17 protein-coding genes are annotated in these 24,532 nt (G+C 52.7%); 10 read left to right on the top strand and 7 right to left on the bottom strand.

All coding sequences use genetic code 11. From position 1 onward, the window contains the following. Positions 1-101 precede the first annotated feature (101 nt). Positions 102-362 (bottom strand): hypothetical protein, encoded by a 261-nt coding sequence (locus tag DYY88_RS06810; RefSeq protein WP_130199337.1) that lies wholly within the window; start codon positions 360-362, stop codon positions 102-104. Between the two features lie 221 nt (positions 363-583). On the opposite strand from DYY88_RS06810, the gene DYY88_RS06805 reads away from it, so the two are divergent. Further along, positions 584-1,237, top strand: a complete 654-nt coding sequence (locus DYY88_RS06805) for a PQLLE family protein (RefSeq protein ID WP_044151111.1) — start codon at positions 584-586, stop codon at positions 1,235-1,237. A 249-nt stretch (positions 1,238-1,486) separates the two neighbouring features. On the opposite strand, the gene DYY88_RS06800 is transcribed toward DYY88_RS06805, so the two are convergent. From DYY88_RS06800 to DYY88_RS06790, 3 genes are all read right to left on the bottom strand, one after another. Continuing rightward, positions 1,487-2,026, bottom strand: coding sequence for a Dps family protein (locus DYY88_RS06800; protein ID WP_039726132.1), 540 nt, complete (start codon positions 2,024-2,026; stop codon positions 1,487-1,489). A 116-nt stretch (positions 2,027-2,142) separates the two neighbouring features. Continuing rightward, positions 2,143-2,913, bottom strand: a complete 771-nt coding sequence (locus DYY88_RS06795; protein WP_367889270.1) for a response regulator — start codon at positions 2,911-2,913, stop codon at positions 2,143-2,145. A gap of 263 nt (positions 2,914-3,176) precedes the next feature. Beyond that, positions 3,177-5,861: a two-partner secretion domain-containing protein gene (locus DYY88_RS06790; protein ID WP_052456672.1), complete on the bottom strand. Its 2,685-nt coding sequence runs from the start codon at positions 5,859-5,861 to the stop codon at positions 3,177-3,179. 219 nt (positions 5,862-6,080) lie between these two features. Between DYY88_RS06790 and groES the strand changes: the two genes are divergently transcribed. Together groES and groL are read left to right on the top strand one after the other, a co-directional pair. Beyond that, positions 6,081-6,392, top strand: a complete 312-nt coding sequence (gene groES / locus DYY88_RS06785; protein ID WP_039726131.1) for a co-chaperone GroES — start codon at positions 6,081-6,083, stop codon at positions 6,390-6,392. Positions 6,393-6,571: 179 nt separating this feature from the next. Then, positions 6,572-8,206: a chaperonin GroEL gene (gene groL, locus DYY88_RS06780; protein WP_039726130.1), complete on the top strand. Its 1,635-nt coding sequence runs from the start codon at positions 6,572-6,574 to the stop codon at positions 8,204-8,206. A gap of 282 nt (positions 8,207-8,488) precedes the next feature. Here the strand turns inward: groL and DYY88_RS06775 are convergent, their stop codons facing one another. After that, complete coding sequence (locus DYY88_RS06775; RefSeq protein ID WP_039726128.1) at positions 8,489-10,294, bottom strand: DUF3685 domain-containing protein; 1,806 nt, start codon at positions 10,292-10,294, stop codon at positions 8,489-8,491. Positions 10,295-10,309: 15 nt separating this feature from the next. Beyond that, positions 10,310-12,163, bottom strand: a complete 1,854-nt coding sequence (locus DYY88_RS06770) for a hypothetical protein (RefSeq protein ID WP_039726127.1) — start codon at positions 12,161-12,163, stop codon at positions 10,310-10,312. Positions 12,164-12,417: 254 nt separating this feature from the next. Here DYY88_RS06770 and DYY88_RS06765 point away from each other — a divergent pair, with 254 nt between their 5' ends. From DYY88_RS06765 to DYY88_RS06735, 7 genes are all read left to right on the top strand, one after another. After that, the gene (locus tag DYY88_RS06765) at positions 12,418-13,170 is read left to right on the top strand and encodes a pentapeptide repeat-containing protein (protein ID WP_052288303.1); all 753 of its coding nucleotides are present in this window, start codon (positions 12,418-12,420) and stop codon (positions 13,168-13,170) included. Positions 13,171-13,652: 482 nt separating this feature from the next. After that, positions 13,653-15,509: a glycosyltransferase family 2 protein gene (locus DYY88_RS06760; protein WP_072041308.1), complete on the top strand. Its 1,857-nt coding sequence runs from the start codon at positions 13,653-13,655 to the stop codon at positions 15,507-15,509. Next, complete coding sequence (locus tag DYY88_RS06755) at positions 15,509-16,663, top strand: glycosyltransferase family protein (RefSeq protein ID WP_039726126.1); 1,155 nt, start codon at positions 15,509-15,511, stop codon at positions 16,661-16,663. The genes DYY88_RS06760 and DYY88_RS06755 overlap by 1 nt, the downstream gene beginning before the upstream one ends. A 207-nt stretch (positions 16,664-16,870) precedes the next feature. Then, positions 16,871-17,749, top strand: a complete 879-nt coding sequence (locus tag DYY88_RS06750) for a class I SAM-dependent methyltransferase (RefSeq protein WP_044151110.1) — start codon at positions 16,871-16,873, stop codon at positions 17,747-17,749. A 623-nt stretch (positions 17,750-18,372) separates the two neighbouring features. Beyond that, positions 18,373-19,851 carry a D-Ala-D-Ala carboxypeptidase family metallohydrolase gene (locus DYY88_RS06745; protein ID WP_039726123.1) on the top strand — a complete coding sequence of 493 codons (1,479 nt, stop codon included), beginning with the start codon at positions 18,373-18,375 and terminating at the stop codon, positions 19,849-19,851. 13 nt (positions 19,852-19,864) lie between these two features. After that, complete coding sequence (locus DYY88_RS06740; protein WP_052288301.1) at positions 19,865-20,560, top strand: lysozyme; 696 nt, start codon at positions 19,865-19,867, stop codon at positions 20,558-20,560. 834 nt (positions 20,561-21,394) lie between these two features. Beyond that, complete coding sequence (locus tag DYY88_RS06735) at positions 21,395-22,465, top strand: hypothetical protein (RefSeq protein ID WP_039726121.1); 1,071 nt, start codon at positions 21,395-21,397, stop codon at positions 22,463-22,465. 155 nt (positions 22,466-22,620) lie between these two features. Here DYY88_RS06735 and ilvB read toward each other — a convergent pair whose 3' ends face one another. Further along, positions 22,621-24,471 (bottom strand): biosynthetic-type acetolactate synthase large subunit, encoded by a 1,851-nt coding sequence (gene ilvB / locus DYY88_RS06730; protein ID WP_039726120.1) that lies wholly within the window; start codon positions 24,469-24,471, stop codon positions 22,621-22,623. Positions 24,472-24,532 lie beyond the last annotated feature (61 nt).

Raw genomic sequence — 24,532 nt, 5'->3', positions numbered from 1 at the left:
GGGAGTGGGTGGGTGTGAGGGTATGAGGGTAGCAGGGTGGGTGGAGGTAGTGAGGTAAGTGCAGGGGCGAGGCATTTTGTGAACAACGGGGTTCCTCAATCCTATCGGTGACTGCCGAAATGCCTCGCCCGTACCGTAGATAGCAGGCGGGAATCGTTCAGCAGCAAACGGGAATCATTCATCGGCACACGGGAAGTATTCAGCAGCACGCGGGAATCATTCAGGGTCGGGTGGGAAGTATTCGGGGTCAGGCGGAAGCTTTCCAGCGGCAAGCGGGAATCTTTGGGAGTCGGGCGGGAATCGTTCGACGGTGGGCGGGAAGAATCCAGAGTCGGGCGGGAATTGCTTAGCGCAGGTGGCATCGTTCAGCAGCAGGCGGGAACGGTTTAGAATTGGGCAGGAAGAATCCAGAGTCGAGCAGGAACGGTTGAGCGGCACGTACGTGGCGGATGTCGTCAATCATCCTTCGTCGGCGCTGCCCATCCGCCGCTTCCGTATATATTTCTATCGCATCTCCCTGAGCCTGAGGCATTGTTGACTACAGCGGGCACTCTGGATCCGTAAAATTTCCAGGGAGCATCCCATGAATCACAGCTACAGCATCGACGGTCTGCTGCACGACGCCCAGGTCGCCATTGACAACGCCCTCACCAACCCCGAAATTCTCGACGCCCTCAGCCTCTTTGGCTACACCGCCGATCACCTCCAACAGGGCAAAGCCCTCTACACCACCGCCCTCACCGCCCAAACCACCCAACAGCTCGAAGCGGGCGAGCAAAAATCCGCCACCGCTGAGCTAGAGGCCAACCGCGCCATCGCCCACGCCACCTACATCCGCTGCGTCAAAATCGCCCGCGTCGCCTTTAAGCGCGATGCGGGCATTGCCACCCAACTCGACCTCAACGGCGAGCGCAAACGTAACCTGGCCGGGTGGCTAGCCCAGGTCAACCAGTTTTACATCAACGCCCTGGCCAATCCCGCCGTGCTCGCAGGCTTAGGCAACTTTGGCATCACCCCTGACAAGCTCCAGGCCGGACTCGCCGAAGTCAAAGCCGTCGAAGCTAGCAACCTCACCCAAGAAAAAGAAAAAGGCGAAGCCCAAGCCGCCACCCAAACCCGCGATCAGGCCTTAGACGCCCTGCAAGACTGGCTGAGCGATTATCTCGCGATCGCCAAAGTCGCCCTCGAAGACAATCCGCAACTGCTGGAGTCCCTCGGCGTATTGCAGCGAGCCTGAACCGCGATCGCGCCGTAACTGCCTGTTTTATTGGGAGAGGAAACGATCAACCTCCCTGCGGTTCAAAAATCCGCCGCTGAAGGGGCTGTGAGCGTGAATAGAGGGTTTCTAGCCAAGTAGAGAGAAGAAGTCAGTTAGGCAGCAATATCGCTTTACGAAAAAAAGGGGAGTGGCCCATGACCACTCCCCTCTTTTATTGCGCTAGCTCAGCGATCGCTAGCAGGTATGCTTTGCGCCTTACCGTCAGAGCTAGACTCCGGCTGGCATGTTATTGACACTGTCAGATGATGAAGTGCTGCCTTGCAATGCTTCACCTTCGACGAAGGAGCGAAGCATCCAAGCAGTTTCTTCATAACTTTCCATCAGGCCAGTCAAAAAGTCTGCGGTGCCTTCATCGTTGTAGCGCTCAGAGCACTGGGCAATGTAATCACGCAAGTTGCGCACGATGTGCTCGTAATCTGTGTAGAGCCGAGTCACCATTTCATTGGCGTTAGGCAAATCATTAGGATGCTCTTTGATCGAGGCATACCGTAAAAATCCTTCAACCGTTCCGAGGGGATATCCACCTAACGCTCGGATGCGCTCAGCAATATCGTCGGCATGGAGAGACAACGCTTCGTACTGCTCTTGCCACAACTCATGCAACGTACGGAACTGCGGACCAACGACATCCCAGTGATACTTACGAGTTTTGACCAACAACAGATACACATCTGCCAGATTGCGGTTCAGCAACTCGATAACGCTGCATCGCTGTTCTTCAGTCAGTCCTATGTTGATGGGTCGCATAGACCTCCTTTCGTTTCGACACTTCTATCGAACCAATTTTGCGGCGAACTTACATCCCCTGATGGGGTGAACTGGCCTCATTCGGACGATAGAAGCACAGCGACCCTGGTGTCTGGCTACCGAACCAGCCCAGTGCGTAGAGCGCGGACGGCGGCCTGAGTGCGATCGCTGGCGCTGAGCTTATTGAGAATGTTGCAGACGTGGGTCTTGACCGTACCGACGGTGATATACAGCTCTTCGGCAATTTTGGCGTTGCTGTAACCCGCCACAATGAGTTCCAACACTTCCAACTCGCGCTCTGTTAGGGGGGCGCTTTCGAGGACTTGAGTGTAGTCGTCGCCAGCCTGCGTAATGTCCCCCGTGGCGGCAATGGGTGCCATCCGCTTGGCTTGACTGAGCACAATGCGAGCGATCGCCGGATCGATCCACACCTGGCCCTCGTGGGTGAGCCGGATGGCTTCTACCAACTGCTTGATATCAACATCTTTAACGCTGTAAGAGTCGGCCCCTGCTGCAAACGCCGCCATGACCGATTCTTCGGTGTCATGCATCGTCAGCATTAGCACTTTGGTCGCTGCTGACTGACTGGGATCTTCGGCGTCCTTAAATTTGCGAGTGACTTCAACCCCGTCTAAATCGGGCAGCCCGATGTCCACAATGGCAACATCCGGTTGTAATTGATTGAGCAACCGCAAGCCTTCTTGCCCTGTGGCAGCTTCGCCGATGACCGTAATTCCTGAATGCTGCTTGAGCGCTGCCTTCAGGCCCATTCGAGTGAGGTCGTGGTCTTCGATAATAATGATGCGAATATCGTTCATCAGAAATGATTGATTAGTGAACTGAGTCGGAAGAACATCCCGTTTGCCCGCGATACTGAAAGTCGTCATTGACTGCCGCTAGCCGCCATCGGCGAAAAACAGATGATCATCTCAACTGGGACGGGTACCAAGGCACCACCAAGGCGATGCTTGCGAGGTCACAGAGGGGCCGTGAGCATTGCTCTATTCTGCCATTTGGCACGACTCCATTACTGTCTCAAACTCCTGATGGATACGGCTTCTCTCCCAGGTGGGAAATTGCTTCCATCCTCAGATAGAGATTTGGGCCGCTTTTTAGATTTGCGTTGACTGTAGGGCGACGCTGCTTTGGCCTAATCCGTTGCCTCGTCAGCGGCTGGGGTTGGACACGTCGAGTCGATCTCGACGGTATTGGCAGAGCGGCGGGCGATCGCGGCCACACAGTCCTCGTCTTCCAGGTCATCCGTGGCGATCGCATCCGTCTCATCAGCTAACGGATCTTCGTCTTCGTTATCGTCCTCTGGTGTGAGATTGGCCACATTTTCAAAGCTGCCGCTTTCAATCGTGAGACCGCCCGCTCGCGGCAACCCCTCATTAGCACCCGGGCCTTCGGATGCTTCGGGTAATGGCACAAACGGCTGATTTTGGAAGGAGGTGACCAGGGTGGCATCGCCTTGCCCTCGTAAAATCGCGCCAATGGTGCCGCTGGCCTCATTTGGAAATGTGCCCGGCGGAAACAGTGTCGTGAAGCCAGTGAAGTTGGCTACAGGCACCAGCGGATTGATGTCAATCGTGTGGTCGTCATTGGGACCCGACACAAACTGTAGGTTGGGGAATGCGCCGGAGCCGGTAATGGTGATATTGCCATCACTAAAGTTTCTCGCGGCTGAGCCCCCATGACGAATCACGATGTTGCCCGGTTGGCCCCCGCCAGGATTCACCCCAATGCTGGTGGGAAAAGTGATGAACACTTGATCGGCGGTATCCACCAGTCCGGCATCAATGAGCGGTTGTGGATTGCCCCGCATGAGAAAGTCAATTAAGTCCGCATCGTCGGTGGAATTGAGGGTAATGCGCACAAAAGAGTCAAAAGTGTCGCGAGCTTGAAAGCGGCGGGCAGCATCAATTTCTAAACCGCCGCCGCCCGCTGTGATGGTGTCAACAATAATGTCGCCACTGGTGGCGGTGAGTTCTACTCGACTGTCGTTGAGAAAGCCGCCCCCCGCTTGAATGCGACCCGTTTGGATTTGGCTGCCGGTGAGGGTGATATCGCCGCTACCATCAGTCGGGCCGCCCAACGCATTGCCCAAGGTATTGATGGTGCGGGTCGCGATCGCCCCAGTTGCATTCAGCGTGACGTTGCCGCCAAAACTCCCCGTTTCTGACGTATCGAGAGTGCCAACGTTGATGGTCGCCGCACTGATGGTGAGATTGCGCCGGGGGGCCACGATCGCATCATTGGGATCCACAAATCGAAATTCGTTACCCGCTTCAAAGGTGATTGCTCCGGGCGTAACGGGATCGGTATTGAACGTTAGGGCATCATCGGCTAAATCATTGAGGGTGATGTTGTTGGTGGCCCGCAGGGTGACATTGACATTGCCAGCGGTGTTTTCCAGCTCTGATTCATAAATAATGGTGGGTGTGGCGGCGGCAGCCAACACGTTGAGCGGACTGAGATTGAGGGGATCGACATCGGGCGTATCGTCGCCGTCGCCATTGCCGTCAAGAATCGTGATGTTCGTCGGATCGAGCAGTAGCGTCCCGGCTTGGCCGTGGGGCGCGATCGCGCTCACCGTCCCGCGATAGATCAGCGTCTCCGCGCCCGAAACTTCGACAAAGCCGCCATTGCCTGAGTTTTGGCCCCCATTGGCGCTGATGTCGCCGTAAAACGCCGTGGTGCCATCGGCCCAGAGAATGACTTGGCCGCCGTCGCCACTGATGCCAGCATCAGCGGTGATTTGGCTCTCGGCATCGACATAGGTCAGGGTGGCACCGGGCAAGGTGGGTTGGCCCTGATAGTCGCCGCCAATGCGCACGGTGCCGCCGTTCGTTGCACCGGAGGCATTCACGGTGGCGTCCAACAAGGCGATGCGATCGCCCACCACTGCGACATCGCCCCCCTGACGGCCAGCAACATCGAGGGTGCCGCTGGCGATCGCATTCCCCGCCGTTGGCGTCACGACAGTGCCATCGTTGGTTAACGCGACGGTGCCGTCGGGCTGCACGGTCAAGCCCGTGGCCAGGTCAGCAGGGGCGCCCGTGAGCAGGGCCGCTAAGGTTAGGGGCGTCATGGCACCACTCTCAGCGATCGCGTCCGGCGGCAGCGGCATAATCTCCAGATTTAGCACCATGTCTGGATGGCTGATGCGCACGACCCCGGTCTCGGGGATCGCGGTGATCGTGATTTCCCCTCCTGGTGCCGTCAGCGACCCGGTGGAAATGACTTGTCCCCCAATGAGGGCGATCGCTTCCCCAGGGTTGACGGCCAAGTCAGCGGCATTGGCGATCGCCCCGGCGTCATCCACCGCAAACACAAACCCCGTGGGCATACCAGTGATCTGACTAAAGTCATCACTGCCCAATACATTAAATAACGCGCCATCGAACAGCACACCACTGGCCGTTGTGGCCGCAAACGACCCGTTGAGATCGAGCTGGGCATGAGGGCCAAACAAAATGCCAGCGGGATTGATGAGATATAAATCAGCTCCCCCACCCGACACACGCAATAGCCCATCAATGTATGAGGGGTTGCCGCTGACGACACTTCCCAAAATAGAATGCACCTCGGGCTGCGCGAGAAAGGTCGCAATTTGCCCCTGCGATAAGCCCAACTGCTCAAACGCATGGAACAGGGCTTGCCCATCGGCTGAGCGGACACCGCCCATAATGGTGAACTCTGACCCGGTTTGTTGCACTTGGGTGGGGGTGCCTGCCTGGGGGACCACTGGGCTGGCCTGGGCCGCCTGCCAGGTCAGCAGGCCACTCTGGGAGCTACAGGCAAGCACCGCTAACCATCGCCAAAATTTCATCATGGCTCACCAAAAGAGAGGACATTGATACCCATTGCCTACACCCTGAGCGAGCTCAGTTCGGGAACCCGCACTCACTGCGCAGTTGTAGATGGCCCCCGCAAAGCTCTAAATTGGCACTCGGAGCGTGAGAGTGCTAATCCGCAAAGACCCGATTCAGTCAGTCTTTGTTCTAGGCAAGCACAAATTCACCTCAGTGTTAGCGATTCTGGAGAATTTGTAATGGCAGCTATTACTTTGAGTGCGTCCAGCGTGACTCCCCTGGGCGATCGCGTTTTGGTTAAGGTCAGCGCTTCTGAAGAGACTACCGCCGGCGGCATCCTTTTGCCCGACACGGCTAAAGAAAAGCCTCAAGTCGGTGAAATCACCGCTGTTGGCCCTGGCAAGCGTAACGAAGACGGTAGCCGTCAGGCCCCTGAAGTAAAGCCCGGTGACAAGGTGCTTTATTCCAAGTACGCAGGCACTGACATCAAGTTAGGTGGCGACGAGTACGTTTTGCTTTCGGAAAAGGACATCCTGGCATCTTTGGGTTAGGGACTAGGGAATTAGGGACTAGGTGTTAGGTAGTGGGTAATCGGTGACGGGCGATCGCGGTCCCCAGACCCCAAACCCCAAGTCTGCAACCTCAGACCTAACCCCCAAACCCCAGACCTATCTGCTCGCTTCCAAACTTTCATTTACTCACATCTCCTCGCAGGAAAGGATTACAACTCATGGCAAAGCGCATTATTTATAACGAAGACGCCCGCCGCGCCCTCGAGAAAGGCATGGACATGCTGGCTGAGGCCGTCGGCGTGACTCTTGGCCCCAAAGGCCGCAACGTCGTGTTGGAAAAGAAGTTTGGTGCACCTCAAATCGTCAATGACGGGGTCACCATCGCAAAAGAAATCGAACTGGAAGACAACGTTGAGAACACTGGCGTTTCTTTGATTCGTCAGGCCGCTTCCAAAACTAACGACGCCGCTGGTGACGGTACCACCACGGCTACCGTCTTGGCTCACGCCATGGTGAAAGAAGGTCTGCGCAACGTGGCGGCTGGGGCGAATGCGATCGCTCTGAAGCGCGGTGTTGAGAAGGCCACTGCTTACCTGATTGACGAAATCGCTAAGCTGGCGAATCCGGTTAAGGATTCCAGCGCCATCAGCCAAGTCGGTACTATCTCGGCTGGTAACGATGAAGAAGTCGGGGCCATGATTGCCGAAGCCATGGACAAGGTGGGCCGCGAAGGCGTCATCTCCTTGGAAGAAGGCAAGTCCATGACGACCGAGCTGGAAGTCACCGAAGGGATGCGCTTCGACAAAGGCTACATCTCTCCCTACTTCGCCACCGACACTGAGCGTATGGAAGCCGTCCTCGACGAGCCTTACATTCTGCTCACCGACAAGAAGATCACCCTGATCCAAGACTTGGTGCCCGTCCTTGAGCAGGTGGCTCGTGCGGGCAAGCCCTTGATGATCATCGCTGAAGACATCGAGAAGGAAGCCCTGGCTACCCTTGTGGTCAACCGTCTGCGCGGTGTGCTGAACGTGGCTGCTGTGAAAGCGCCTGGCTTTGGCGATCGCCGTAAGGCCATGCTCGAAGATATGGCTGTCCTCACTGGCGGTCAAGTCATCAGCGAAGACACTGGTCTCAAGCTAGAGAGCGCCAAGCTCGACATGCTGGGTCAAGCCCGTCGCATCACCATCACCAAAGACAACACCACCCTCGTCGCCGAAGGTAACGAAGCGGCAGTGAAGGCGCGTTGTGAGCAGATCCGCCGTCAAATCGAAGAAACTGATTCTTCCTATGACAAAGAGAAGCTGCAAGAGCGCTTAGCCAAGCTCTCCGGTGGTGTCGCAGTCATCAAAGTGGGTGCAGCGACCGAAACCGAAATGAAGGATCGCAAACTGCGTCTAGAAGATGCCATCAACGCGACTAAAGCAGCGGTGGAAGAAGGCATCGTTCCCGGTGGCGGTACGACTTTGGCTCACCTCGCTCCTCAGTTGGAAGCTTGGTCTGCCAGCAACCTTACTGGTGAAGAACTGATCGGTGCGCAAATCGTGACTCGTGCCCTGACCGCGCCCCTGAAGCGCATCGCTGAGAATGCTGGCCAGAATGGTGCAGTCATCGCCGAGCGCGTCAAAGAGAAAGAGTTCAACGTGGGCTACAACGCCTCTAATGGTGAGTTTGTAGACATGATTGCAGCCGGTATCGTTGACCCTGCTAAGGTGACTCGTTCGGCGCTGCAAAATGCGGCTTCCATCGCGGGCATGGTGCTCACCACCGAGTGCATCGTGGTTGATAAGCCTGAGAAAGATGGTGCTGGTGCTGGCGCTGGCGCTGGCATGGGCGGCGACTTCGACTACTAGGTCGATGATTTTGCCTCAGCAGGTTAATTAACCTTGCCTAAACCGCTGCTCTCGTTGAAGAGAGCGGCGGTTTTTTCATGCTGTCCATCCATCACGCCTCTATGTTTCTCCAACGATCCCAAGGGGACGAGTCCCTTGCATCGTTTTCTCAGTACCGTTAGCACCAACAGAGGGGACCCGTCCCCTGAGTGACGGCTTGATCACGTCACTTATCCAGCAGCAATGCAACAGGCAACTCTAGGGTGCATCTACCCGATCATCTTTTCACCCTGCCACCATTGCTTAGGGTTCATCCTGCTGTCGCTGCCGTAGGCGAATGTCTTGCCAGGTGTTGCCGACGCCTTTGACGATGCCGCGCCCGATGAGGCCAATACCGCGCCCAATGACTTCGGTAAGCACAAAGACCACGGTGCTGCCAGCTAGGGAAATGGCGGCTCTGACGCGGGGGGCGATCGCATCCCTCGCCTCCAGCGCAAAGGTCAGCGCATATTTCAAACCCGAGAGGGATTCCAACTCTGTTTGGCGGGGGGCGTAAATCGTATGGGTTTGCAGCCCATTGGGGGTCATCGCAAAGAGCCGATACTCGCTTTCAAACATGGCTTTGGGCTCATTGACCAATTCGTCCCAGCGGTAACGCCACGACAGCTCATTACGAAAGCGGGTAATGTCGCGGGTGGAAATGATGCGGCGCTGATAGAGGCTGCGCTTCAAGTTTTCCACATCGGGATAGTGGTTGAGCACAGGCTGCATTACGGCGCAGGCAACTTGAATCAAGAGATTTTCTAGCAAAAATTGGCTGCGGCGCAGAGCTTCGGGGGTGGTTGCCATGTAAGATGCGCCTGCAATTTCGATCGGCGCTTGGAATAGGAGATGAGCCAGCAGCGTCGTCACATCGGGAATTTTAGCCAGAATCGCGGTATCGACGATCGCCTCATCCTGCTGTAGCACGACCACCATGGGCTGCTCGATGCCGTCGGCGGCAGGGGTGTAATACCGCCCAAAAAAGTCCACCGTGACGTTATTCCACAGATCGCGCAGTAAGGTGGGGAATTGATCCTCAAGCTGTCCGGGCAGAATGTTGGCCCGCTGCAAATCATCCAACAGGGTCTCAAACGATCGCAGCACGGTGTACAGCAGTTCGCGCGTTTTATCGGGCCGCAAAATGTCAATTTCTAGTGGCACATCGCTACGATTATCGAGGGGAAACTGGAGTTTGAGAAAGACGGCCTCGCAAACCCGCGATCGCACATCGCCAACCGCCACGGGGACGAGGGGCCGCTGACGCGCGATCGCCCGACTGGCCGCATCTGCCAAGGCCGCTGGGGAGATAAAAGGAGTTTGGGAGCCGTTAGTAGACGTCTGCACCATTTCGTTTAAGGGCGGCATGGACTGAGTCGGGCTAGCGCTCGTCCCCCGCACGGGCAACATGCGCTGCACCAGCCACCGTGCTGCTCGCAGCTCGCGGTATTTGCCCGCCAGCACCAGCCGATACCAATACGACAACTGCTCTTGGGCCACTTGCTCGATGTCGGTCATGGCAGCGTCAATCTGTTCAATTGAGGTGCGATTAAGATAAGCGATCGGGCCTTCCAAAACTTTAGGCAAGACGATATCGCTGCTCGCCTCAGGAGCCACCGCCGGAGCGGGTCGCGCCGTTTGTACGATCAGTCGTGCCAGGTCTCGCACTGGTAGATCCCGTGTGCCAAAGCCGTCTGCCCCCATTTGCTGGGCGGCGGCTTGCAGCACGGGGGCCGTTTGCGCACTCAAAATTAAGACCGCCAGTTCTGGAAACTGTTGTTTGATTTCGCTGCACAGCTCCAGACCCATGACTTGGTCGGGTTGGTCTTGACCCAGACCTAAATCAATCACCACCAAGTCGACTGCGGGAGAGGGGGTACTGATACCGGCGTCAGTGGCACTGCTCGTAGCAGCGGCCTGCAATTCACTTAAGGTCGTCAGCGTCGCACTTCTGTCCGACGCTTCTCCCACGACGGTAAAATCAGCCCGCTGCTCTAGCCAAATCTTCAACCCCAGCCGAAAGACGGGATCTTCGTCCACAAGAAACAGATTGATGGGAGACGCGGTCATACCGTTTGCTGATGGCTAGTTGCCGATGGGGGGCGGAGGAGGCTGAGTCATGGGTTCACCATTGGGAGCATTCCCAGGGGTATCAAAGGTATCGGGCGGATCGGCTTCGGCGGCTGCTTCTGCCGCCGCTTCCTCTGCCTCTAGCTTCCAAATATAAGCCCTTTCAGCTTCCCACAGTTCAATAGCGTTTTGAGCATCACCATAGAGCGCCCGACCCGGAGCAATCTGGGCTGCGAGGTCAATGGCGGCGGTGAGCGAGCCACTGTAGGCCAGCGATTTGGCTTTTTCTAAGATGGGGCCATCTTCTTCGATTTGGATGGTGCGCGTCCAATCTTTGATCATGGCTTGCGCCTGCCCATGCAGTGCCCGATCGCCTTGAATTTGTTCTGCTATGGCGATCGCCTCTCGCAATTGGTCTTCGCCGGCGAGTTGATTCGCTTCGGTCAAAATCGGCTGATCTTGGATGATTTCAATTTGGTCGAGCCAGTCGGCAATGAGGGTCTGAGCATCGATGCGTAAGGCTCGACCCAGGGCGACATTTCGCGCTTCGGCGATCGCCGATTCTAAGGCGGGAATGGTGGCTTTTTGCGCCAAGGCTCGCGCCCGCATCAAGAAGGGCCGATCTTGAATGCGTTCGATTTCGTCTTGCCAGTGGGCAATCAATGTTTGCGCCTGCAAACGTCGGGGCCGCTCTAGTTCCACCTGCCACGCTAGATCTGAGGCATAGTCATAGGCCCAACCCTGGCGCAGACTCGCGACGTTGTTGGCAAATTTCAGGGTTTGCAGATCTTCGAGTTCCGCTTGCCACGCGGCCATTGAGGTCTGTGCTGCTTCGTAAAAGCTACTTTTTTCAGGAATGTGTTCGGCAGCGCGAATGGCTTCCATCAATTGGAAAAGTTGCAAATAGCCGGGACTGTCTTGTTGAGCCTGCTGGGCTAAACGGGTCGCATGGCTGAACTTAATCAGGTCTTGGGCTTCGGGGGCAAGGCTAGGGTCGGGGGGCACTTTCTGCACCGCCGCGATCGCCCCTTCCACATCGCCTAGTTCCCATCGCTGGAAGCTATACAGCAACAGGTTTTGACTCCAGCGGTCTACCTCTTCCTGCGCTTCGTGCCAGGCTTGACTGGTGAGATTAATGCGCTGAGCGATGACCAGCGCTTGCCCCAAATTGTCGGGATTACCCGTGTTCGCGAGCCCCCGCGCTTGTTCCAGCTGCGTCCAAGCGGTAGCTTCTAACTGTTTGGCCTGTTGCAATTCGCTATGGCGGGTGCCGACCCAATAATCACTCGACAGCAGTTTCAGCTGCCGCAAAGCATTATCAGCGGCGCTCCAATCTCGCGCAGCAATGGCTTGCTCAATGGAATTTTCGAGTTCCTGACCCTGCTTCCATTCCTGCTGCCAGTCCCAAATTTTGCTTTGGGCAGCGTCGCGGAGCGGCGTGTCGAGGGGAATCTGGCTGGCCCACTCGGTGGCGGTTTCGAGGTCGCCCTCATGCATTTTTTGCGTGGCTTTGTCGAGCAGTCGCTCGGATGATTCCACCAGCACGGGCTGAGTTTCGACATAGAACGGATGGGTCGGACTGTAGTGGGCCGATAACTGGACGGCTTGGATCAAACTTTTGGCGCTACCCACCCGCAAAGCGGATTGGGCACAGATCAGGCGATCGCCATCGGCACTGACCGCAGTGACCTCATCACAATCGGGTAGGGGCGGAATCCGAGTTAACCAGGCCAGTGCCCACAGGCCAAAAATGCCTGATCCGACCATCAGGCCGCTCCAAAAGAGGGGCCAAAACCAGCCCAGCGGCAGGCGAACTTTAGTTTGAGGACGACCGAGGGTCGATTGAGGCTGAACAGACGATCGCGCCATAACAAATGTGAAGGTCCGCAACAGACGTGTACAAAAGATTGGCGATTTCTGCGCCAAAATTAACTGGCAACCCCCTATCGACCGCAGAGGGATACCGTTCCCATCCTAGAGTCGAGTAGCCAGTCATCGTCAGGGGCGATGCGTCACCCGCTAGGTCCCCAGAATGTGCTGATATTGTAGAAGTAAATCCGAAAGTTGAACGCTGGGTTGTGTAAACTCTTCAACTTCGTCTACTGAGGCAGACTAGAAATCGCATGGGCAGATGGGGCAAATGGGCGATCGCGACGATGATTTTGGCCCAAGCAACAATCGGCAGTGCTCTGGCCAGCATGGCGGACACGCTTAACCCAGTGCAGCAACTGCTCGTTTCACGGCAGTGTAATGGCTGTGATCTCGCCGGAGCTGCGCTTTCTGGCTTGCAACTTGCCGGGGTTAGCCTCACCCGGGCTAACTTGCAAAATGCCAATCTCCAGGATGCGGTCTTGCGCAACGCTAACTTGCAAGGGGCTGATTTGACTCAGGCCAATTTGCAAGCCGCTGTTCTAACTCAGACCAACTTGACAGCCGCAACACTGGTGGAAAGTAATTTGTCGGACGCTCGTCTAGCTTTTGCGGATCTGACTGAAACGGATTTGCAAAGGGCGGATCTGATGGGAGCGATCGCCCCTGAGACAAATTTCACTGGCGCTCAGTTGGCCGCTGCTGACCTCTCCGCCGCTGTTCTGATCAAGGCCAGTTTTACCACCGCCAATCTGGCTAGTGCTAACCTGCAAGCCGCTGACCTGACCGAAGCCTATATTTTGCGTACCGATGCGACTAACGCCAATTTGCAAGGGGCGGATTTTTCACGGGCACGCTTGGTCCGCAGCAATTTCGACGGCGCTGACCTGACCGAGGCCAATCTACGCCGCGCCATCATCAACCGCTCTACCTTTGAAGACGCCACGTTTTGCCGCACCATCATGCCTGATGGCAGCCTCAATAATGCCGACTGTCTGAGAGAGTGACCCTAGCCCCGTCTCTAAGTTTGACAGTCTTGAAAGGGGTAAAATATGCGGCAAAGAGTGAATGCGATCGTTGCTTACTAGCCCAGTGCAATCTTGTTCAAAGACCAAATTTCAGGCAAGGAGAGGCGTCTGAGCAGGCGATTTCAGATGGCCTCGGTCACCGCACCCTCTGACCGGGGATTGGCTACAAAGCGAGCCTACTCCCTGGCAAGCTGTACTGATGCTAGACATCATTAACCTGATTGGCTGCAACCTGATTGGCTGCGCTCAAAATTTCCGATTTGTTGGGCAAAGAGGTGATCGTCGTTCAATGTCTTAAGCTTTGCACTCCAGTGTATCTGGCTTGCCAGAACGTTTAACGATAGAGTCTTAATGGATGATCTGAGGTTAGCTTGGGTAAGTGATTACCCTATTCAAACCTTTTGAAATACGACCTTCAAAAATATAAAAAGTCTAGAGATAACCTGTAGATAGATCAGACAATGCCTAATCTTCCCCAACCAAGTCAATTTAGCAAATTGGCCTCTAAATTTAAGTCCCTGGTTAGCTACAGTACTTCTCCCAGTCTGCTTAAGCATAAGGTAAAGTCATTATCCCAGCGTACAAAGTCATTATCCCAGCGTACAATTAAGCGACTGCGCTACGCCGAAGTCAGTCAGCCTCAACGCACACCATCCGAAACGTTTTCAGCCTCCTATCAAAATCTTACAACTGAGCAATTTCGGCAAATCTTAGATCCTCTTCTGATTGCCCATAGTGCTTCTATTCCAATTGATGATCCTCCAATTATCAGTATTCTGACTCCCACGTATAACTCCTCTCTAGATTGGTTTGTTGAAACTGTTTTGAGCGTACTTAACCAAACTTCTCATGCTTGGGAATGGTGCCTGGTAGATGACGGATCTTCTGCAGAAGATATTCGTACTGTTCTCACTCAACTCACCCAAAAACATCCTAGAATCCGAGTGGCATTTCAAACTTCTGGGGGTATTAGCGCCGCTACCAATAAAGCCTTGGATATGGCTTATGGCCAATATGTCTGTTTTCTGGATCACGACGACACGCTAGTGCCCCATGCCATTGAGCGCTCACTCCAAGAGTTAGAAAAAGGTTTCGATTTTGTTTACTCTGATGAAGACAAAATCGATGGTTCCGGTCAGTACTATATTGAGCCTTTTTTAAAGCCTGACTGGTCGCCAGAATACTTGCGGGGAGTCATGTATGTGGGTCACCTATTATGTGTTCGCAAGCAACATGTCTTAGACCTCGGCGGACTTGATAGCCAATACGACGGTGTTCAGGATTATGAATTAGCGCTACGTCTTTCAGAGTCCGCCTTGCGAGTCGGTCATATTTCGGAAGTGCTTTATCATTGGCGCAAAATTCCAGGTAGCATAGCTGCGGATGTAAGGGCTAAACCAAAAATTGAGCAGCTACAGCAAGCAGCCGTTAATGCTCATTTAAAGCGTCTAGCTTTACCGGCTACGGCCCAACAACTCGGCAATCACCGCATCAAACTCCAGCCTGCGGTCAAAGATACTTACCCTCTTGTGAGCATTATCATCCCCACTAAAGATGCGCCCCATCATCTGGAACGTTGCCTCAATAGTCTCTTTGCTGTATCTACTTACCCTAATTTTGAAGTTGTAATAGTTGATAACGAAACGAGTGATCCTAAAGCGTTGCAGCTCATGCAAGAATATCCGATCAAACGCTTATTATTTCCCTATCCTTTTCACTATTCAAAAGCCAATAATTTAGGCGCTCAGTACGCACAAGGTGATTACTTGATATTTCTGAATAATGATACTGAAATAGTCGCTAAAGATTGGGTACAAAACTTACTCTATTATGCAGAACAGCCTGATGTTGGTGCCGCTGGCGCGTTACTTTTGTACCCGAACCATACTGTGCAACATGCTGGGGTAGTCATGGGCATTAGGGGGACCGCTGACCATATTATGCGGGGATTTCCGGTCGGGGCAGATGGGTATGCTGGCTCGCTTGTATGTGCCCGTGAGGTTTCTGCCGTGACTGCTGCCTGCATGATGGTGAAAAACCAAGATTTTAATGCAGTAGTAGGCTTCAGCGAGCATTACTTTCACCACTACCAAGATGCTGATCTTTGCATGAGGCTCCTACACTTGGGAAAACGTAATATCGTTGTCCCGGAGGCGACGTTGATTCATCATGAATCGGCAACGCGCAAAGAGTATTATGATTTGGTGGATCGCTATTTCTTACTGGATCAGTGGCAAGACTACATTGAAGCTGGCGATCCTTTTTACAATCCTGGTTTCGCGCTTGATCGTTTCGACTACTCCATTAAGGTTACGTAATGCAAAACATTCTGTTTGTTCTGTATCACAACTTTAGGGCGAACAGCGCTATCCATGTTCATAATTTTGCTAATCAATTAACTACCTATGGTCTGGAGTGTGTCGTTGCTGTTCCTAATCAAAAAGAGACTGTCGTTTCGTTAGGAGAGAGGCAGTATACGACCATCGAGTTTGATGAGATAAGTTCGCTACAAAAAATCTATAAGAATGGCCAAGGACCAGACATCGTTCATGCCTGGACTCCACGTGAAATAGTGCGAATTTTTTGTGAAAAGCTCAGGAGTCTATATTCTTTCAAGCTATTCATTCATTTAGAGGACAATGAAGAGTTAATTCTTCAAAAAAATACTCATCAATCACTTCAAGAACTCTCAGCAGCTGACGAATCTCACTTTCCAAGTCATTTATCGCATCCTGTCCGTTATCAGCAATTTCTGAACCTTGCTGATGGCATTACGATCATTATCGATCGCTTGCAAGAATTTGTGCCACCCCATGTGCCATATTCAATTCTTTGGCCTGGTGTCGACAAAACGATATTCTTTCCTCGCGATCGCGATCAAACTCTGGCCGCAAAGCTAGGAGTGCCCCTTAATTGCACCGTCCTTTGTTACACCGGTAACGTTCACGCGGCTAATGCCTGTGAGGTGAGGAGCCTTTATCTAGCCGTAGCGATGCTCAATCGTGAGGGGCATCCAACGATATTAATTCGCACAGGACAAGATTTTCATGACTTTTTGGGAGCAGATAGCCAGTGGGCTAAAAAATATTCTATCGAGTTGGGATATGTAGAAAATCATGCAGCGATCGCCAACATTCTCGCCTTAGCCGATATTCTAGTTCAACCGGGTAAGAGAGACGCTTTCAACGATTATCGTTTACCGTCTAAACTCCCTGAGTTTTTAGCGATGGGTAAGCCAGTTATTTTGCCTGAAACGAATATTGGGCGGTTTACAAAATCTATGGAGCAAGCCGTGGTTCTTCCTACTGTAGATGCGCTTAGCATCGTCGAAACCGTTAAGTTGTTAATGGCTGATGCAGATCTGAGAAGTTGCCTAGGTGCCGGTGCGGTAGACTTTTCTAACGCTTATTTAGACTGGTCGATTAATGCGAGTAAGTTGTTTCATTTCTATCAAGCTCAGACTCAGCCTTAAAATTTCTTATGACGAGATACTAACAGGTTGATGTGTTGATTACATTTAGCCTGGATTTGAAAGATTGAAAAAATAGATTGAAAAAATCTATTTTAGAACTTGTCTGGCTCTATCGGTGAAGCAAGGGAATAAAAATTCTCCTAGCTAATATGATAAGATTCCGACAAATCGTTAGCTAAAACTGCATTTCTGTATTCGTACATAACCATGGTAGAAAGTTCTATGAATCTAAAAAAGCTGCTGCCGACTGCTAGGAAGATGAAACAAGTGATTAAACCAGCGGCACCTGTGAAATTTTTAGATGAGTCGTCTAAGCGTGACTTGATCGATCGATATAGTCAAAAAGAGTTTGCAGAACTGGACTACGCATTAGTGCGTGACTTTTGTGATAGCTCTGATCACTTACCTCAAATCTGTCATCTAAATGGTGATCTTAAAAATGTTCAACGAGCTTGGACGGTCAAGGCTGTACTGGGAACTCTTCCTCTTGGGAGTAGGCTCTTAGAGATTGGTGGAGGTGTGCCTTTGGCCGCAGGTATGTTAGCTGAGCTTGGGTACGATGTGACAATTGTCGATCCATATGAAGGGGCTGGTAATGGGCCCACAGAATACGAGGCCTACAAACAACAATTTCCCAATGTTAAATTCACTAGGAGTTATTTTAGTGATGATTTGCAAGGATATGAGGACGCTAGTTTTGATGGCATTTACTCTATTTCGGTGCTAGAGCATATTCCATTGGTGGATCTGGATAGTGTTTATCGAGGCATTCATAAGTTTTTACGTCAGGGTGGCCGCTCTATTCATTGCTTAGATATTGTGGTGGAAGGTGATAGAACGGACGCCCACAAAGCTACTCTAAAGAAAGTGTTTTATCTGCAAAAAGGGCTGGTTCAAGGTCCGTGTTCCCAAAGCGATACCGATCATCTTTGTGACGAGATGCTTGAGAATATGGCTAGAGATTTAGAGACCTTCTACCTCTCGGCAGAAGGCCATAATTTGTGGCGAGGTAGTACGCTTTACGAAGAGTTCCCTTTTAGAAAAGTGATTTCGGCCCAAACTTGTGTCTCTTATCACAATAATTGAGACGATAATTTGTCTTGAGGCTGAGAAGCTTTCCTGAAAAATAGTTTTCAAAGATTTTGAGTCAATATTAAGCCTCATCCATCATTCTCATTACCTGCGGGAGGTTAGGTAGTGATGCTCATGCATACGCCTGGTTTGCTAGGCATGTGCAGAATGCAATAAGCGATCGCACTCTCCATAGCGTGACAAGTGCTTCTACAGAACTTGTACGACTCTTGTATCTAGGACTTTTTGCTCAAGCTTCAGTCCTTCTAATCAGGGTTCTCATATCAAGTGTGCACCATGACGTTTCTTGCCTCCTTCAGACTGTCTTTGTGCCTATCTGGGTGCAATAGAGTGAAACATTGACATAGCCTCCTAGCTGGGATGCGTTGTGGAGTCAGACAAAAGCACAGGATGCTGACTTGTTTGCTAAATTCACCATGCTGATATCAAAAGAGCACCATGGTGCTGGTCTTAAGGTGCAATTTTGCGATTTCCTGAGTTTTTGCATTGTGAACAGGTTCTGCTTTTGCCATGTAGAGACATAATGAGACAGTTTCACCCTGTGGGATGCTACGGCGCAACTTGATCTGTCCTTTGGGGCGATCGCGTGATGCTGTCTGATGAAGGAGAAGACCAGCATGGGCACCTGGATTAAGGAGACCGACAAAGCGGTCTATTTGATGGATGGCAATTACTACATTGATGCGATTTATAAACAGCCTTCATCGACGAATCCCTTAGAAGAAGTGGCAAATATTTCCACGATGAAGGGGTGGTTTCAACGTCCTGACAAGCCAGGTGCTATGACGATTGCGGTGGGGACGGGTGCGCCGGAGCCCGAACCGAAACCGGATGAGCCCTCCAAGCCGCCACCAATTCCCGAACTGCGGGGAATGCAAATTCGGACGACTGCGGATACTTTTTTCAAGCTGGCTCTGAAAGATTCGAGTCAGTTGACCGATAAGGAAAAAGTGTTTGTGGATAAGGGGCAAACGTTTGACATTCAGTACTACACCAATGTGGGCAACAGCCACTGGGAAATTGAACTGTTAGAGCCGACGATTGGCGATCGCCAAACGACTCGTTGGTATGTGTATGTGCCCCATATCGAACTGTTGACTCGTATCTTGTTAACGGTGACTAGCGATACCCTGTTCAAAACTGAGCCAAAGTTGTCGATTGACTTGCCACCGGAAGCCAAAGTTTTTGTCAAAAATGGCACCCAGATGCGGTTACTCAGCTTTGAACCGGCGGCTAGTAACCACACCAAAATTGAGCTGGCGGATGCTTCTTTGGGGCCAAACCAGCGGACAACGTGGTATGCCTACACACCAGATGTCAAAATTTTGGGCCAGCGCCAAACGCTGGAGACAGTGAATGACACCATTTTCAAAACCAAGACGATACAGTCTTCGCAGTTGCCTGCTAATGAAAAGGTATTCGTTAGAAACAAGACAGTCTTTTTGCTAAATTCCTACCTGCAACCGGCTGATATGCATGTGCGAGTGGCGTTGCAAGGAGCATTTTTAGGGCCAGAAAATCGCAACACTTGGTACTGCTTTTTGCCGGACATCAAGATTTCGGGGACAGAAATTGGCAATCGCCCGGATGACAGCAATCCCAGCAGTGGAGGGCAATCACCAGGCGATCGCGGCATTGCGATGCAATTCCCCGGCTTTAACGGCGTTTATTATTCAAATAACCCCATTCATCCGACCAACCAGTTTGGCCAACCCGGTAACTTTACCTGGGGTGAAGCACTCCATGCTGACCCTGCGACTGGTTTCTACCGTCGTCCTAGCAATGCGGGTGTGGTTTACAACATTCTCGACATGGCCCGCGTGATGGAAGATATCCGTCGTCGTTATGGCAACCGACCGATTCGCATCAACTCTTGGTATCGCGATCCCGTCACTAATGCGGCTGTTGGCGGGGCTTCCCAATCTCGGCATCTGACGGGGGATGCGATCGACTTTGTCGTGCCAGGCATCCATCCCTTCGATGTGTTTGCTGACCTGGATCCGTGGTGGGGCAATCGCGGCGGCTTAGCCAGCTCCTCGGTATTTACGCATATCGATATGCGCGGCTATCGCGCTCGTTGGGATTACGGATATTAGGGAAAGCAGAACCATGGGTACTTGGATTAAAGAAACTGACAAAGCGTTTTATCTGATGCAGGGCGGCTATTGGATTTCGCGCCTGACCAAATATCCGTCAACCACTAACCCTTTAGAACAAGTCGTCAATACTGCCGCGCTAGAGCAATGGCTCATGCGCCCCGACGGGCCTACTGCGATCACTTTTTCCCAGGGCACTGGCTATCCCGAACCCGAACCCATTCCCGATAAGCCAGCGCCCCCGCCGGGGCAAATTAATGAAGACGGCATCATCATCGTCAAAAGCTTTGAAGGACTGAGGCTGCAAGCCTATCAAGACTCTGTCGGTATTTGGACGATTGGTTATGGACATACCTCAATGGCAGGACCGCCCGACGTTTATCCCGGCATGGTAATTACCGAAGCCGAGGCTGATCAAATTTTGCGGCGCGATCTGGATTTATTTGAGGCCGGTGTAACCCGAGGCGTTACTATCGCCACCAACTCCGATCAGTTTTCGGCGATGGTGTCTTTTGCCTTCAATGTTGGTCTGGGTGCGTTTCGCGACTCTACCCTACTGCGTAAACACAATGCTGGTGACTTTGCTGGAGCAGCGAATGAATTTTTACGCTGGGTCTATGCGGGCGGTCAATTTCTACCGGGGTTAGAACGGCGACGCAAGGCAGAGCGAGCATTGTACTTAAGCCAAGACTACACGATCTATCTGTAGTTGCGGTTTGAGAAGAGTTCAGTGATCCTTCGTAGAGTCAAGATGAGCGCAGCCCGGTGGTTATAAATTCTTTCCGCATTTCAACGGACGAGACCTAATTGCTTGATCAATTAAATTAGTGCATACATATAACAGAAAAGCTGTTTATGTCAGGGCGAGACTTTAGCAACCTTTCTAGTTGGTTATGAGTCTTTGGTTCTCTGAATTGAGATCTCGTCTGCTCACGCTCAACTCACCGTTCATCTTTGAGAAGCCAGCACTAGCCATGTTGATTTATTCAGTCACCGCCTTACTAACCTTCAGCTTTGTCGCATATGTCTTTGGGCAAGATGATTGTGCCCGCAAAGATGATCCACAGGCGTGGTTATTCATTGTCTTTGCCGCAGCAATCTGGCCACTGACGCTCCCTAATATGATTCGTAAAGTAGTGACTAAATCGTTCAAGCATCAACATGAGAGTCGTGATGCTGGGTCTCAGTCAGAGCCCTTTCTCGTATATGAATCTCTCCGCAAGTAATTTGTCACTTGTTGGCGATGTCGTTCTAAAGTCCCCTTGCTGCTGTGGCAGTGAGGGGACTTTTAGTTGAACGTTTGATTGCTGACTCCGGATCCGAACTTAGTACTCCTGCATCAATTCAGGAAAGTTACCGGGATGCATGACTATGCGCCCTCCGGCAACGAGATTTGCTAACGGAATTAGGTATGAGCTTGCAGTTGTTTTCATGATGGCTGGGGGAGCTCACCTCTGCTTGCCGCTGCGATCCTCGCGGTTAAATGCGTGATCAGCTCATGCTCGTGGGAGAATGTTGACCCTGTGCCGTTATTTCTGAGTCTATGAACGCTGCCTCTCACCCTGCTGCTGACCAAATTACTGCGGCCCTCGATCCCAGCACCGATCTCTCATTTCAACTGCCTAGCCCTGAAGACGAAAATCTTTCGGAGTACGAGTTTCAGCAACAAATTGAAACTGCGTGGCAGGTATGCGATCGCTTTGATTTGCAAACGGATATCTGGCGGGGGCGGATTTTACGGACGGTGCGCGATCGCGAGAAACGTGGTGGCGATGGGCGTGGCACCGGCTTTCTGAACTGGCTGAAAGACCGTGAAATCACCAAAAGTCAGGCTTACTCACTGATCGAACTCGCTGATAGCGCCGATACCTTGCTGCAAGAGGGGATGCTAGAGCCTCAATCTGTCAATAATTTCAGCAAACGGGCGTTTGTCGAGACGGCGCAATCGGCCCCTGAGGTGCAGCAGTTGGTCAGCGATGCGGCCCAACGAGGCGAACACATTACCCGGCGTGAAGTGCGGCAAATCTCTGACGAGTGGACCGCGATGAGTTCTGACTTGTTGCCTACAGAACTCAAGGAAAAAGCCGCTAACAATACGATTCCGACCCGTTATTTGGCTCCTCTCGTCAAAGAAATGCAAAAGCTGCCGCCGCCGCATCAGGAAACCCTAAAGACCGAGATCACCCTCAATCCTGATATCGACACGTTAAAACAGGTCACGGCTGAAGCCCGCTATTTAGCTAAATATCTGGAAGCCGCTGTGCAGGTGCAAGCTCTTAATAGCGACGATCTCGATTTGGAGCAGGCTCTCGAAGAAGCCTTGAGGATTGGTTGCCTCAACGCCACTGCTGATTTGGTCAAGCAGGCCTCGCAACTCGAACAGGCCGCAGCTAAGCTGTACAGCTCATGGACACAGATGAATAAACTGGCGGAACGAGTCTACGTCGATAGTGGTGCCAGCACTCCCCATCTGCGCCAGTTATTAAACCACTTGGAACCATTGACCAGCCAAACTCTAGAAGTGCAGCTGGGTGATGCCGACAGCCCACTCTCACATATGGTGCGATTACAACTACTATCAGCAGATGGCGGCGGAGAATCATCTGAGCCTTAGCCCTAGCCTGGGGTTGAGCCACTTTTGCCTGAATGACTCCGGAATCGCCTGCAAGCTTGCACCAAAGAATAATGCAAAATGGGAGAGCTAATCATGTTTAACTCTCCCATTGGAGTGGTGTACTGTGCCCTGACTAAGAGCGGAGGTTTAGCAATTTACAGCTTAGTGCCGCACTCAGGGCAAAAGCTATGACTGGAGGGGTTTCTGGCCCCACAGTTGCTGCAATACATCAGCTCAATGGTCTGCACATCGGGTGATTTTTGCGGCAGTCCCAGCATTTGCGCATTGCTCTTGCCGGGAGCCACCATGGGGTAGCAGTTTTCGTCTTTGCGAACGTGAACATCCATGAGGACAGGGCCGTCATGGGCCAGCATATCTGCGATCGCCTGCTCCAAGTCAGCCCGATGCTCCACCACAATGCCTTTGACACCATAGGCCCGCGCCAGCATTTCAAAATCGGGCATCCCCGACTGCATGTTGGATGAGGAGTAGCGCTCACCATAGAAGGTCTGCTGCCACTGGCGCACCATCCCTTGCCAGCCGTTGTTGATAATGACGGTTTTGACATTGATGCCGTATTGCGCCAACGTTCCCAACTCTTGGGGATTCATTTGAAAGCTGGCATCGCCGCTGATGCAAATGGTCACTTCGTCTGGGTGAGCCACCTGCACGCCCATCGCCGCAGGCATACCAAAGCCCATGGTGCCTAAGCCTGCACTGGAAATCCAGCGGCGGGGGCCATTTTTGAGAAACTGAGCGGCCCACATCTGGTGTTGACCGACGTCGGTAGTGTAGTAAGCCTGCGGTGCTTGGCGACAGAGTTCGACAATCACCTCTTGGGGCGCAATCATGTCGTCGTAGGTGGGCACCACCAGGGGATAATCTTCTCGCCAGCGCTGAATGCGATCGCGCCATGCCTGAGTTTGTTCAGCACTGCCCGGTTTATTGGCTTCGTGCAAGCGGCTGAGCAACGTTTGCAGTACGCGGCGCACATCGCCCACGATTGGCACATTGGGAATGCGGTTTTTGCCGACCTCTGCCGGGTCGATATCAATATGAATCACTTTGGCACGGGAGGCAAATTCGTCTAGCTTGCCAGTGACGCGATCGTCAAAGCGGGCTCCGACGGCAATCAACAGGTCGCACTCACTCACGGCAAAGTTCGCATAGGCAGTGCCATGCATGCCTAACATGCCGACCGAGAGGGGATGATGCTCGTCAAACGCCCCTTTGCCCATCAGCGTTGTGGTGACGGGAATCGAGAAATACTCCGCCAGTTCTTGAATTTCGGCGTGGGCTCCGGCAGTGATGGCTCCACCGCCAACGTATAAGAGAGGCTGCTTGGCGCGGCGCAGGAGGCGAATGGCATGATCAATCTGCCGAGGATTCCCTTTTACTGTGGGCTTAAATCCTGGCAAGTGCACATCCCCTGGCTCTACCGGAATGTAGTCAAATTCTTCAACTCCGACATCCTTGGGCACGTCGATCAACACTGGTCCTGGACGCCCACTCTGGGCAATGTAGAACGCTTCTGCGACTACACGCGCCATGTCTTTGGGCGATCTCACCACGTAGGAATGCTTGACGATGGGCAGCGTAATGCCAAAAATATCCGTTTCTTGAAACGCATCGGTGCCGATCGCGGGGCGCGGCACCTGGCCCGTAATCACGACCATCGGAATCGAATCCATCGCGGCGGTGGCAATTCCGGTCACTAGGTTGGTCGCGCCTGGTCCAGAGGTGCCAAAGCAAACGCCCACTTTGCCAGTGGCGCGGGCATAGCCATCGGCGGCATGGGACGCGCCCTGCTCATGCCGCACCAGAATATGGCGAATGCCCCCCCGTTGTTCTGCTTTGTAAAGCTCGTCATACACTGGCAGAATGGCCCCGCCTGGGTAGCCAAAAATATGCTCGACACCATGACGCTGTAGGCTGTCGATTAGAGCAAATCCACCAGTTACCCGTTGAGTTGTAACGTTATCAAGTGCTTTAACAGAAGTTGTCATGGAATTTGTGAACACACACGCTTAAGTGGGCAGAATTTTGGCCAATTTGTGCCGTACGAAA

Source organism: Leptolyngbya iicbica LK, from assembly GCF_004212215.1.
Taxonomy (GTDB): domain Bacteria; phylum Cyanobacteriota; class Cyanobacteriia; order Phormidesmidales; family Phormidesmidaceae; genus Halomicronema; species Halomicronema iicbica.
Note: the sequence above shows the minus strand (reverse complement) of the source record. Positions and strands in the feature narration are given on the sequence as shown.

What these genes read in the sequence shown, in the direction of transcription:
- DYY88_RS06810 (WP_130199337.1), bottom strand. Translation starts at nt 362, where the DNA reads ATGCCACCTGCGCTAAGCAATTCCCGCCCGACTCTGGATTCTTCCCGC.
- DYY88_RS06805 (WP_044151111.1), top strand. Translation starts at nt 584, where the DNA reads ATGAATCACAGCTACAGCATCGACGGTCTGCTGCACGACGCCCAGGTC.
- DYY88_RS06800 (WP_039726132.1), bottom strand. Translation starts at nt 2,026, where the DNA reads ATGCGACCCATCAACATAGGACTGACTGAAGAACAGCGATGCAGCGTT.
- DYY88_RS06795 (WP_367889270.1), bottom strand. Translation starts at nt 2,913, where the DNA reads ATGACGACTTTCAGTATCGCGGGCAAACGGGATGTTCTTCCGACTCAG.
- DYY88_RS06790 (WP_052456672.1), bottom strand. Translation starts at nt 5,861, where the DNA reads ATGATGAAATTTTGGCGATGGTTAGCGGTGCTTGCCTGTAGCTCCCAG.
- groES (WP_039726131.1), top strand. Translation starts at nt 6,081, where the DNA reads ATGGCAGCTATTACTTTGAGTGCGTCCAGCGTGACTCCCCTGGGCGAT.
- groL (WP_039726130.1), top strand. Translation starts at nt 6,572, where the DNA reads ATGGCAAAGCGCATTATTTATAACGAAGACGCCCGCCGCGCCCTCGAG.
- DYY88_RS06775 (WP_039726128.1), bottom strand. Translation starts at nt 10,294, where the DNA reads ATGACCGCGTCTCCCATCAATCTGTTTCTTGTGGACGAAGATCCCGTC.
- DYY88_RS06770 (WP_039726127.1), bottom strand. Translation starts at nt 12,163, where the DNA reads ATGGCGCGATCGTCTGTTCAGCCTCAATCGACCCTCGGTCGTCCTCAA.
- DYY88_RS06765 (WP_052288303.1), top strand. Translation starts at nt 12,418, where the DNA reads ATGGGCAGATGGGGCAAATGGGCGATCGCGACGATGATTTTGGCCCAA.
- DYY88_RS06760 (WP_072041308.1), top strand. Translation starts at nt 13,653, where the DNA reads ATGCCTAATCTTCCCCAACCAAGTCAATTTAGCAAATTGGCCTCTAAA.
- DYY88_RS06755 (WP_039726126.1), top strand. Translation starts at nt 15,509, where the DNA reads ATGCAAAACATTCTGTTTGTTCTGTATCACAACTTTAGGGCGAACAGC.
- DYY88_RS06750 (WP_044151110.1), top strand. Translation starts at nt 16,871, where the DNA reads ATGGTAGAAAGTTCTATGAATCTAAAAAAGCTGCTGCCGACTGCTAGG.
- DYY88_RS06745 (WP_039726123.1), top strand. Translation starts at nt 18,373, where the DNA reads ATGGGCACCTGGATTAAGGAGACCGACAAAGCGGTCTATTTGATGGAT.
- DYY88_RS06740 (WP_052288301.1), top strand. Translation starts at nt 19,865, where the DNA reads ATGGGTACTTGGATTAAAGAAACTGACAAAGCGTTTTATCTGATGCAG.
- DYY88_RS06735 (WP_039726121.1), top strand. Translation starts at nt 21,395, where the DNA reads ATGAACGCTGCCTCTCACCCTGCTGCTGACCAAATTACTGCGGCCCTC.
- ilvB (WP_039726120.1), bottom strand. Translation starts at nt 24,471, where the DNA reads ATGACAACTTCTGTTAAAGCACTTGATAACGTTACAACTCAACGGGTA.